The organism is uncultured Shewanella sp., assembly GCF_947501665.1.
Taxonomy (GTDB): domain Bacteria; phylum Pseudomonadota; class Gammaproteobacteria; order Enterobacterales; family Shewanellaceae; genus Shewanella.
In genome coordinates this window covers 1-2,353 of sequence record NZ_CANMWS010000065.1, presented here as the reverse complement: position 1 = coordinate 2,353, position 2,353 = coordinate 1, and the positions used below count along the sequence as shown (strand labels likewise).

General features: G+C 30.8%; 1 protein-coding gene. It reads right to left on the bottom strand.

Annotated elements, in window-relative coordinates:
• Positions 1-223: 223 nt before the first annotated feature.
• Positions 224-1,912 (bottom strand): hypothetical protein, encoded by a 1,689-nt coding sequence (locus Q0976_RS23880; RefSeq protein ID WP_299497354.1) that lies wholly within the window; start codon positions 1,910-1,912, stop codon positions 224-226.
• Positions 1,913-2,353 lie beyond the last annotated feature (441 nt).

Below are 2,353 nucleotides of genomic sequence, written 5' to 3'. Positions count from 1 at the left end.
AAAGCATACCACTACCAGCAGTTGGCTCTCCACCATCTGATCATCCATGAGTATTGCACTTATTATATGAATTTAGGCTTTATAAAAGAATGAGGGTAGCACTTGACATTCCTTTCTACAACGTTATCACTTATTCATGGAGAATCACTATATCATCTAAATCTTTCCTTGTGCACTGAAGTGACAAACTGTTGTGGAAATGCTCGCAAAAGATCAACTGGCACTAGAATATTTCAATAACTCTTTTTACATGATTACCCAACAGCCATTTAATAAAAAATGGAGGTATAATAAAAGTTGCTGCCACGGCAAGTAGTAAGTTACCTATAATTTTATTGTTCATACGGATATCGAGTATTTGATCAATAGTGACATATGTAATGTGAGACCAGATACTATATTTAAAATCCAAATATTTTTTTTGTGTGATAAATATACTATCATATCTCAATAATCGCCCTAATCTGTTTGGTAAGGTTAATGCAAAAGTATCGGTAACCCAAAACCGATCATCATAGGAGGGGATAAAATAAAAACGTACAAATGTAATTTCAATTGTTGGTATATCGCTTAATTTGGAATATACCAAAGCCCCAGTTGTAACGAGTAAGTCTTGTTTATTTGAAGATAGAGTTTCTTTATCAAGGTCAAACAAATTACGGTTTTCTAATACTCCTGCGGATAGTAATTTACTGCCTGAATAAGCATCGATCCAGTTATTACATGATTCTAATGGTATGTGTATTTTAATTAAATTATTATCATTATTAAAAACAGTTTGACGTGAATTTTTTTTAAATACTGGATCATCACAATCGAATTCTTTAGAATTAGTATTGAGTTTAATAGAATGGAAATGGAAATTAGAATCTCCAAATGAAGATTTTACCAAAGGCCTAATATAGTCAATAAGATTAAATACCGAATTTGGGTTACAGATAAAGGATTTTGGATCTTTTTTAATTTTACAAAACAAGGTCGAAGATAGCCCTTTTTCGATATATTCAAGTTGTTTAAAGGATATTGATTGAGTTGTATTTACTGTCGAATATATAGGCTTTGTTTGTAATTTATTATGGTAAGTGGCCGTTAAATCTTGGGGGGGAGTTATACATTGCGATGCAATTCTATAAGGTAGTTCAGGCATGTTACTCTTATCATATATACCACAAGGGATGACACCAGAGTTATCATTTAAATAAACATTTTTTCGTACAAAAATAAGTGTAATCATATGTCTTCGAGATAAACTTTTATTTTTACCTCCAGCATGAAAACAGTTATCTCTTTTTATAATAACATCTCCAAGGCTGAGTTGATTCGTTGATTGACTTAAGTTATCTCTTACCCATTTATTCTCTGTAGTATCCAGTAATCGATGAGTAAATAAGGTTGCTGGCCAAAGCGATGTTGCTCCATGAGTTGCATCGGTATTAATCATTGGAATATGCAAAAAAGCCACATTTGTTTGACCATTAACATAGGTTTTTGAATTTAAATGATCAGTTGAATCAACATGCATGTGTTGACAAGATGATCCAGGTAATGAACTATGTGAATTAAAATTAAATAACACATAACCTTCACCAAGAATTCTAGTCATCAATTTATCAATATAGGAGTTATTAAGAATTGCTTCATAATCTTTACTAATAGGGAGTTTACATGCATAACGACGATAATCTCTACATTGTACATTACCATGTTTCAACTTATCCATAAATAACATATCAAAGTTTTGAGCTATACCTTTAATGTCGTCTGGATGATATAAGCCTTTTATTAAAGAGTAACCTTTAATATTAACTTCATTACAATGCTGTTCAAGAGAATGCTCATTTTTAATTTCATGATTATTTTCTTTATTTAAACTAGTTTTCGATAGAGATTCGTAAGTTTTACTTGCCATCATGATTGCAACCTGAAATTTCACGTTTAGTTATTTAAGGTCTAAAAATTAATTTGTAAATCATATGTATACTTAAAGCTTGCTTATATCATTTTGTGTGGCTTATGCAGTAATCAAATAATAATATAAATTTAAAATGTTAAGTTAAATCGGAGTAGCAGCGTCATTTAATAAAAGCTAACTTTCTATAAACATGCATAAAAGTATAATTGTAAATGAATAATAATTCATGGTTAATATGTAACAAATCAATTCATAATAGACTTGTTACATGTTAACCATGTTTTGATAGAGAGTTATGTATTGTACTGGTCAACTAATATTGGCCACGTTTTTAGAGTTTCCTAAATTCATATAATAAGTGCAAGGCGGATTCAACTCGCAAGTGCAATACTCCCCTATGCAGCCTGTCGTAGTTCCTCTAATACGACTTTAGGCTGCTTA